Genomic DNA, 9,849 nt, shown 5'->3' on the forward strand with positions numbered 1-9,849 from the left:
GAACGCGGTGTCGGCCACGTCGGGGGCTCCTCGGCTCCTCTGACAGGAGGAGACCACCTCGGTTGGTTTCACCGAGGGGCTTCCCCGCTTCCCCTTCATTCCGCCTCGATATCTACACACTTGCAGGGACACGGCCCTCACCCAGCAATCCAGGCTGAATTCGCCTAACGCAGTGCGCCCGATTCCTTCGATATTTTGGCTCAATTTGATGATGCTGAAAAATCGGAAAGATCCGTTCAAAAGCGAATAGTCCGTGTTACCGTGCGCCTGGGGAACACGCGCATCATCAGGGGCTGATGTCGATGGATACAGGGGGGCAGGAGTTGCAAGGCATTGCCTTGATTGGCATGGCTGGGCGCTTTCCGGGGGCAGAGAGCGCTCGCGAGTTCTGGGAGAACCTCATCGGTGGTGTCGAATCCATCTCACGATTTCGTGACGATGAGTTGATGGCCGCGGGGGTGCCGGCGGAGGTGCTGCGCAACCCGGGCTACGTGCGCGCCAAGGGCGTCATCGCGGACGCGGACTGCTTCGACGCGGGCTTCTTCGACTTCAGTCCCAGGGAGGCGCAGCTGCTGGACCCCCAGCAGCGGGTGTTCCTTGAGAGCGCGTGGGCGGCGTTCGAGGACGCGGGCTATGACCCGGCGCGGCTGACGGGGATGCCGGTGGGCGTCTTCGGGGGCATGGGGCTCAACAGCTACCTCTATACACACCTGGCGCGGCCGGGCGTCCCGGTGCCGCTCGAGGAGTTCTTCGCGGCCTTCATCTCCAACGACAAGGACTTCCTGTCCACGCGGGTCTCCTACAAGTTGAACCTCCGGGGCCCGAGCCTGACGGTGCAGACGGCGTGCTCCACGTCGCTGGTGGCGGTGCACCTGGCCTGTCAGAGCCTCTTGAGCTTCGAGTCGGACCTGGCGCTCGCGGGCGGCGCGGCCATCACGCTGCCGCTGCGCACCGGCTACCTGCACAACCCGAACTTCATCCTGTCGCGAGACGGCTCCACCCGGACGTTCGACGCGAAGGCGGGCGGCACCGTCTTCAGTCATGGCGTGGGGGCGGTGGTGCTCAAGCGGCTGGAAGACGCCGTGAGGGACCGGGACGCCATCTACGCGGTCATCAAGGGCAGCGCCGTCAACAACGATGGGGCCTCGAAGGTGGGCTTCACCGCGCCGAGCGTGGACTCGCAGGCGGAGGTGATTCGCGCGGCGTACACGGTGGCGGACGTGGACCCCGCGAGCGTCGCGTACGTGGAGGCGCACGGCACCGCCACGCCCATGGGGGACCCCATCGAGGTCGCCGCGCTGACGCGGGCCTTCGACTCCGGGACGCGTCGCCCGACGCCGTGCCTGCTGGGCTCGGTGAAGTCGAACCTGGGGCACACGGACGCCGCGGCCGGCGTCGCCGGGCTGATGAAGGTGGCGCTCGCGCTGCGCCATGGCGCCATCCCCCCGTCGCTGCACTTCGAGGCGCCCAACCCGCACCTGGACCTGGAGTCGGGCCACTTCCGCGTCGTCACCGCGCCCACGCCCTGGCCGGACCTGGGGGCGCCTCGGCGCGCCGGGGTGAGCGCGTTCGGCATCGGCGGCACCAACGCGCACGTCGTGCTGGAGGAGGCGCCCGCGCCCAAGCCCGTGCCGCCGAGCGGCCGCGAGCAGCTCCTGGTGCTGTCCGCGCGCAGCCCCCAGGCGCTCGAGCGCGTCCGGAGCCGGCTGGCCGAGCACCTGCGCCGTGGGCCCTCCGTGGACCTGGGGGACGCGGCCTTCACGCTGGCGCTGGGCCGCAAGGCCCTGCCGTTCCGCGCCTCGCTGGTCGCCTCGGACGCGGCCGAGGCGGCGCGGGCGCTGGAGGCCGGCCCGTCGGCGGAGCCCGTGGCGGCCCGGCGGACGCCGGTGGCGTTCCTGTTCCCCGGGCAGGGCTCGCAGTACCCGGCCATGGGCCGCGGGCTGTACGAGGCGGAGCCGGAGTACCGCGACACGGTGGACCGGTGCGCGGCGCTGTTGCGGCCGCAGCTGGGATTGGACCTGCGGGAGGTCCTCCACGCGGACTCGAGCGACGCGGCGATGGCGCGGCTGGAGCGCACGGAGCTGACCCAGCCGGCGCTCTTCGTCGTCGAGTACGCGCTGGCGCGGCTGCTCATGTCGCGGGGCGTGGAGCCCTCGGCGATGCTCGGCCACAGCGTGGGGGAGTGGGTGGCCGCGTGCCTCGCGGGCGTCTTCCCCCTGGAGGACGGGCTGCGGCTCATCGCCCAGCGCGGCAAGCTGATGCAGGCGCTGCCGCCGGGGAAGATGCTCTCGGTGCCCCTGCCGCGCGACGAGGTGCGCCGCCTGCTGAGCGCGCGGCTGTCGCTGGCCGCGGTGAATGGGCCAGCCTCCTGTGTCGTGGCGGGGCACCCCGAGGCGGTGGAGGCGCTGGCGGCCTCGCTCGCGGAGCGGGGCGTTCCGGCCCGGATGCTGCGCACCTCGCACGCGTTCCACTCGTACATGGTGGATGACGCCCTGGCGGCGTTCCGCCAGGTGGTCGAGCAGGTCTCCCTGTCCGCGCCGCGCATCCCGTTCGTCTCCAACCTCACGGGCCGCTTCATCACCCCCGAAGAGGCCACCTCCCCCGACTACTGGGTGCGCCACATGCGCGAGGCGGTGGAGTTCGCCCGGGGCGTGGGCACGCTCCTGCGCGAGGAGCGCGCGCTGCTCGAGGTGGGGCCGGGTAACGGCCTGGGCGCGCTGGCGCGGATGCTCCCCGAGAAGGGCGCGACGGCCACCGTCCTGTCGACGATGCGCCACCCGAAGGCCTCCGTCCACGATGGCCGGGTGCTGCTGGAGACGCTGGGGCGGCTGTGGGAGGCGGGCGGCGCGCTGGACCTCTCCGCGCTCTGGCGCGGCGAGCCCCGCCGACGCGTCCACCTGCCGACCTACCCCTTCGAGCGTCAGCGCCACTGGGTGGACGCGCCCGCGGAGGGCCCCGCCGTCCCGCGCGACGCGCAGGAGGGGTTGTTCCACGCCACGACGTGGACCGCGCTGCCGCGGCCCACGCCGCGCCGTCCCGCCGAGGGGGAGCGGTGGCTCCTGTTCCTGGGCGACTCGCGGCTGGCGCGCGCGACCTTCGCCGGGCTGGGGCTCGCGGCCTCCTGCGCCACGCGCGTGGTGCCGGCCGAGTCCTTCGAGCGGCGCGAGGACGGGCTGTACGGCCTGCGCCCTGGCAGCCGCGAGGACCATCAGCGGCTGGTGCGGGAGCTGGCGGCGGCGGGGCGGCTCCCGGACCGCGTGGTGCATGCCTGGAGCGTGACGGGGCCCTCGGACGCGCCGCTCTCGTCCGAGACGCTCGGACACGCGCAGGCGCTGGGGTTCTACAGCCTGCTGTGGCTGGCGCAGGCGCTGGGTGAGCACGGCGGTGGCCGGCCCGTGTCGCTGGTGGCGGTGGCCGATGGCGTCCACGCCGTCAGCGAGGGCGAGCACGTCCGCCCGGAGAAGGCGACGCTGCTGGGGGTATGTCGCGGCATCGCGCTGGAGGCGCCGGGCCTGACGCGCCGGCTGGTGGACGTGGCCGCGGAGGGACCGGAGTCCCTGGCGCGCGCGCTGGTGGAGGAGCTGTGCGCCGAGGAGGACACGGGCGTGGTGGCGCTTCGCGGGACGCGCCGGTGGGGGCCCCAGGTCTCCCCCGTGGCGTTGCCGGGCGAGGGCGGCCTTCCGGGGCGCACCTGGCTCATCACCGGCGGCCTGGGGGGACTGGGGCTCGTCTTCGCGGAGCACCTCGCGCGCACGCGCCAGGCGCGGCTGGTGCTGCTCGGGCGCTCGGTGCCCCAGCGGGACGCGGGAGGAGGGCCGCCGGGGGAGGCGCGCGAGCGGCTGGAGCGGCTCGAGGCCCTGGAGCGGCTGGGCGCCGAGGTGCTGCCCCTCGCCGTGGACGTGGGGGACGAGACCCAGCTCGCCGCGGCGCTGGCGTGGGCTCGGGAGTGCTTTGGTCGTATTGAAGGGGTGCTCCATGCGGCGGGGGTGCCCGGAGGCGGCGCGCTCCAGCTCCAGACGCGCGAGCAGGTGGAGGCTGTCTTCCGGCCGAAGGTGCTCGGCGCGCTCAACCTGGGCCGGCTGCTGGCGGCGGACCCCCCGGACCTCTTCGTCCTGTGCTCGTCCGTGACGAGCCTGCGAGGCGCGCCGGGACAGGTGGCGTACGCGGCGGCCAACGCCTTCCTGGACGGCTACGCCCACCTGCTGCGGTCCACGGGGCTGCGCGCCGTCTCCGTCGGCTGGGACACGTGGGGTGAGGCCGGCATGGCCGTGGCGGCGCTTCGGGGCGCCCAGGCGCGCTCGGCGCCGGGCGTCCTGCCGGGGCATCCGCTGCTGGGGCGGCGCCAGGTGGAGGGCGAGGACGTCGTCTACACGCAGGTGATGGGGCCCGAGCTGCAGTGGGTGCTCGACGAGCACCGGGTGCTCGGCCAGCCGCTGATGCCCGGCACGGGCTACCTGGAGATGGTCATCTCCGCGCTCACCGCCGAGCGCCCCGGGAGCACGGTGGAGTTGAGTGACGTCGTCTTCGTGACGCCGCTCACGGTGATGCCCCAGGAGCGCCGCGAGGTGCGGCTGGTGCTGAGCCCGTCGGGGGAGCGCCTGCGCTTCCTCGTCCAGAGCCGTCCGGCCTCGTCGCCGGAGGAGGCGTGGCGGGAGCACGCGCTCGGCGCCGCGCGGTGGACGGACGGGGCCGCCCCAGCCCATCCGCTGAGCCCCGTGGAGGCGCGGTGCCCCGAGGCCCTGGAGTCGGCGCAGTCGCTGATGGGGGACGCGGGCGAGCATCACATCGTCTTCGGCCCGCGCTGGACGACGGTGGACACCCGGCTGTCCTTCGGGAGCCGGGAGCTGCTGGCGACATTCTCCCTGGCGGACGCGTACCGGGACGAGCTGGGCAGCTACTGCTTCCACCCCGCGCTCATGGACGTGGTGACGGGGTACTCGCGCCTGCTGGAGCTGCGCGAGCGGGGTGTGGCGGGCGCGGCGGCGCAGGGCTTGTTCCTGCCGCTGACGTACCAGCGGCTGCGCGTGTACGGGCCCGTCCCGGCGCGCGTGCGCGTGCACACGCGGTGGCGGACCGACACGGAGGACGCGGCGTCGCTGCGCGTGTTCGACCTCACCGTGCTGGACGAGCAAGGCGCGGTGCGGGTGGACGTGGAGGGCTTCACCCTCAAGCGGCTCGACGACATGCACCAGACGTTCTCCGCGCCGGCGGGAGCGGAGGAACACGGACGGGACGCTGGCGCCCCCGGGCGGCTCGCCCTGCCGGGCGCGCTGAGCAACCAGGAGGGCGTGGAGGCCCTCTCGCGCATCGCCGCTGGCTTCGAGGGCGCGCACCTCTACGTGTCCCGCGCCCCCCAGCGCGCCCGCGTCACGGAGCGCGCCGAGGCCGTCTCCGCTCCCCGGAAGCCGGGCGGCCGGGCCCCGCGTCCGGCGCAGCGCACGCCCTACGCGGCGCCTCGCGACGAGGTGGAGCGGCGGGTGTGCGAGGCCCTCGCCGAGCTGCTGGGCGTGGAGTCCGTGGGCATCCACGACAACTTCTACGACCTGGGGCTCAACTCGCTCCTCATGGTGCAGTTGAGCGCGCGCCTGCGCGAGCAGCTCGACGTGCAGTTGTCGCTCAACGCGCTCCTGGAGCACGCCTCGGCGGCGCAGGTCTCCGCCCAGGTGTCCGCGTCGAGGCCCTCGTCCGCCGCGGCCCTGGCGCCGCCGGGTGAGCCCGCACTTCCTCCCGGCGTCGCGCGCTTGCAGCGGGGCGCGCCCGGCCGCACCCCGCTGTTCTGCATCCACCCGGCGGGGGGCTCGGTGTTCGGCTTCCTGCCGCTGGTGCGTCACCTGGACCCGGCTCAGCCGGTGTACGGCATCCAGGCGCGCGGCGTGGACGGCGACGCGCCACCCGACACGCGCATCGAGGACATGTCGCGGCACTACCTGGAGCTGGTGCGCCGCCTCCAGCCAGAGGGGCCCTACCTGTTCTGCGGGTCCTCCATGGGGGGCACCGTGGCCTTCGACATGGCCCGGAGGTTGACGGCGCTCGGCCAGCGCGTCGACCTGCTGGCGATGCTGGACACGCCGTCGGATGACGGCGGCACGGTGCGGCACTCGGAGCCGGTGACGGATGACTTCGTCCTCGACTACGTGAAGAAGCTCTCGCCCGAGATGTCCGACGCCTTCGTGCGGATGAACGCGGAGAACGGCGGCGGCTTCCTGCGCCTGTGGCGGGCGCACAACGAGGCCCTGCTGCTCTACAAGGCCGAGCCCGCCGACACCCGCATCCTCTACTTCCGGGCTTGTGTCCGGGACCACCTCATCCCCCACCATCCGGAGTACGGCTGGATTGGCAAGGCCCGGGGGGGCATCGAAATCCACGAGGTGGAAGGCAACCACCTCACCATGAGCCTGGAGCCTCACGTCGCGAGGCTCGCCGCGCTGCTCAGGGCGCGTCTGCCGTCCTGAGCGTCCACCCCCTTCCGCATTCATTGCTCGCCTCCAGGGCGAGGAGAACCGAGTCATGTCCCGAGACACCGAATCGATGTCGCTGGAGGAGAAGAAGCAGCTCCTGAAGCGCCTCCTGGCGCGGCAGGACGTGGCCCCGCGGGCGGCGGCGGTGCCAGCGCCCTTCGCCCTCTCTCAAGGCCAGGCCGCCCTGTTCCACCTGCACCAGTCCAACCCGAGCAACCCCGCGTACCACACGCTGTTCTCGTTCCGCGTGCACGGACCCCTGGACGTGGACGCCCTGCGGCGCGCGGCCGAGGTGCTGGTGGAGCGGCACGAGGTGCTGCGAACGACCTACGGCGTGGAGGACGACGGGCGGCTCCTCCAGCGCGTCCACGAGAAGGGCACGCTCCCCTTCACGCTGCATGACGCGCGCGGCGTGTCTCCGGCGGAGGTGCGCCGGCGGCTCGTGGAGGAGGTGCGGCGGCCGTTCGACCTGACGACGGGGCCGGTGGCCCGGCTGAGCGTCACCCGCGTGGACGGCGGCGAGCACCTGGTCGTCTTCACCCAGCACCACGTCTCCAACGACGCGCGGGCCCTGCAGGTGCTCCAGCGGGAGCTGCTCGCGCTCCACGGCCAGCTCGTGACGGAGGGCGCGCCGCGCCTGCCGCCTGCCGCCGCGCAGTACCGCCAGTTCGTGGAGTGGGAGCGGTCGCTGCTCGCGAGCTCGCGCGGCGAGGTGCTGGAGCGCTACTGGACGGAGCGGCTGGCGGGCGCGCCGCCCGTGCTGGAGTTGCCCACCGACAAGCCCCGGCCCACGGAGCAGGGCTGCCACGGCGGCACCGTCATCCACGCGCTGGACGCGGGGCTGGTGCGGCGCGCCGAGGCGTGCGCGCGGGAGCAGGGCGTGACGCTCTATACCTTCCTGCTGGCCTGCTTCCAGGTGCTCCTGTCGCGACACACGGGCCAGCGCGACGTGCTGGTGGGGACGCCCACCAACTCGCTCATGTCGGCGGAGGACCCGTCGCTCCAGGATGTCGTGGGCTACGCCGTCAACCCGGTGGTGGTGCGCGCGTCGGTGGAGGAGGGGCTGGGCTTCGGGGCCTTCTGCCGGGACGTGCAGCGGCGGGTGCTGGAGGCGCTGGAGCACCAGGCGTACCCGTTCCCCCAGCTCGTGGCGAAGCTGGGTGGGCCGAGGGATTCGTCGCGTCCGCCCGTCTTCCAGGTGATGTTCAACTACCTGCCCGTCAGGGACGGCGACCCGCTGGCGATGCTCGGCCTGTCCGTGGACGAGGGCCGCGTCTTCCAGGTGAACGGGTTGACGCTGTCGCCCTACGTCCTGCCCCAGCAGGAGGCCCAGTTCGACGTGGGCATGGAGTGCCTGAAGCTGGGCGAGCGGCTGGTGCTGGCGCTGCACTACAACGCGGACCTGTTCGAGGCCCCCACCGCCCGGCGGTTGCTCGAGCGCTTCGAGTGCCTGCTGTCCGACGCGGTGGAGTGCCCGACGGCCTCGTGTGACTCGCTGGAGTTGGTGTCCGCGGCCGAGCGCGAGGCGCTGCTCACCGGGCTCAACCCCCAGCCCATGGACTGGGTGGAGGGCCCCTCCCTGGTGGACCTGGTGGAGGCGCAGGTGCGCCGCACCCCGGACGCCATCGCGCTGTCGGTGGGGGACACGCACCTGACGTATCGGGAGCTGAACGCGCGGGCCAACCGCCTGGCGCACTCCCTGCGCGCCCGTCACGGCGCGGGCCCCGGCGTGCTGGTGGGGCTGATGGTGGACCGCTCCGAGTGGCTCGTCATCGGGGCGCTCGGCATCCTCAAGTCCGGCGCGGCCTACGTGCCCATCGACCCGGCCTATCCCGCCGAGCGCGTGCGCTACCTGCTCCAGGACAGCAGCAGCCGGGTGCTGCTCACCGAGCCGCGGCTCGTGGAGACGGCGCGCCAGGGCGCTCCCGCGGAGTGCGTGGACATCACCGCCGCGCAGGCGGACTCGGAGCAGGACCTGGAGCACCGCCCCGACCGCCAGGACCTGGCCTACGTCATCTACACGTCCGGCTCCACGGGTCGCCCGAAGGGGACGCTCATCGAGCACCGCAGCGTGGTGTCCTTCCTCCGCTGGTGCCAGACGGAGTTCGACGCGGCCGACTTCGACGTCACCTTCTTCGGCACGTCGTACTGCTTCGACCTCTCCATCTTCGAGATGTTCTACACGCTGTCGGTGGGGCGGCGAATCCGGCTGCTGCGCAACAGCCTCCAGATTGCCGAGTACCTGGACACCGAGCGGCGCATCCTCATCAACACCGTGCCCTCCGTCGTGAAGGAGCTGCTGGCGGCGGACGTGGACCTGGGCAACGTCACCCTGCTGAACATGGCGGGCGAGCCCATTCCTCAGAGCGTGATGTCCCAGCTCGAGGGGCTGCCCATCCAGGTGCGCAACCTGTACGGCCCCAGCGAGGACACGACGTACAGCACCTGCTACCGCTTCCCCGGCGATGACCCGAAGGTGCTCATCGGCCGGCCGCTGGCGAACACCCGGGTGTACATCGTGGACAAGGACCTGCGGCTGCTTCCGCGGGGCGTGCCCGGCGAGCTGTGCCTGTCGGGGGATGGCCTGGCGCGCGGCTACCTGGACCGGCCGGACCTGACGGCCGAGCGCTTCGTGCCGGACCCCTTCGTGGCCGGGCAGCGCATGTACCGCACGGGCGACATCGCGCAGTGGCGCGCGGACGGAAACATCGACTTCCTGGGGCGACGCGATGACCAGGTGAAGCTCAACGGCTACCGCATCGAGCTGGGGGAAATCGAGGTGGCGCTCGCGAAGCACCCGGCCACGCGCGAGGCGCTGGTGCTGGCGCGGCCCGGGGCTTCGAGGGGCTTGGAGCTGGTGGCCTGGCTGGTGTGCGACGGGGAGGTGGCGCCGCGCGAGCTGCGGGCGTTCCTGGAGCAGCGCCTGCCGCGCTTCATGGTGCCGGGGCACTTCGTCTTCCTGGAGGCCTTCCCGCTCACGCCGAACGGGAAAATCGACAAGAAGGCGCTGGCGGCGCCGGGGCCCGAGGCCTCGTCCCGGAGCGAGGTGCCTGCCGTCGCGCCGCGCAGCGAGCTGGAGCGGGCGCTGCACCAGCTCTGGGAGCACGCGCTGCATGGCAGGCACTTCGGCATCGACGACAACTTCTTCGACGTGGGCGGCAGCTCGCTGCACCTGACGCAAATCCACATGTCGTTGCAGCGGCGGCTGGGCCGGAAGATGCCGATGACCGAGCTGTACCGCTTCCCGACCATCCGCGCGCTGGCCGACTACCTGGACCGGGGGCCGGAGAAGCAGGTCGAGCCGTCGAACGACGAGCGGGCGGAGCGCCTGCGCAAGCAGGAGCAGTTCTTCCGGGCGCGCAAGGCGCGGCGGAGCTGAGTTCACGCGAGG

Annotated in this window: 2 protein-coding genes; both read left to right on the forward strand. The window is 72.7% G+C overall.

Going from position 1 to position 9,849, the window contains the following annotated elements:
- Positions 1–338: 338 nt before the first annotated feature.
- Positions 339–6,452, forward strand: coding sequence for a type I polyketide synthase (locus KGD87_RS35325; protein ID WP_284665311.1), 6,114 nt, complete (start codon positions 339–341; stop codon positions 6,450–6,452).
- Between the two features lie 55 nt (positions 6,453–6,507).
- Positions 6,508–9,837, forward strand: a complete 3,330-nt coding sequence (locus tag KGD87_RS35330) for a non-ribosomal peptide synthetase (protein WP_284665312.1) — start codon at positions 6,508–6,510, stop codon at positions 9,835–9,837.
- The last annotated feature ends 12 nt before the right edge of the window (positions 9,838–9,849 follow it).

The organism is Myxococcus sp. SDU36, assembly GCF_030168875.1.
Classification (GTDB): Bacteria; Myxococcota; Myxococcia; order Myxococcales; family Myxococcaceae; genus Myxococcus; species Myxococcus vastator.

Coding starts and splice junctions, on each gene's coding strand:
- KGD87_RS35330 (WP_284665312.1), top strand. CDS start 6,508: ATGTCCCGAGACACCGAATCGATGTCGCTGGAGGAGAAGAAGCAGCTC.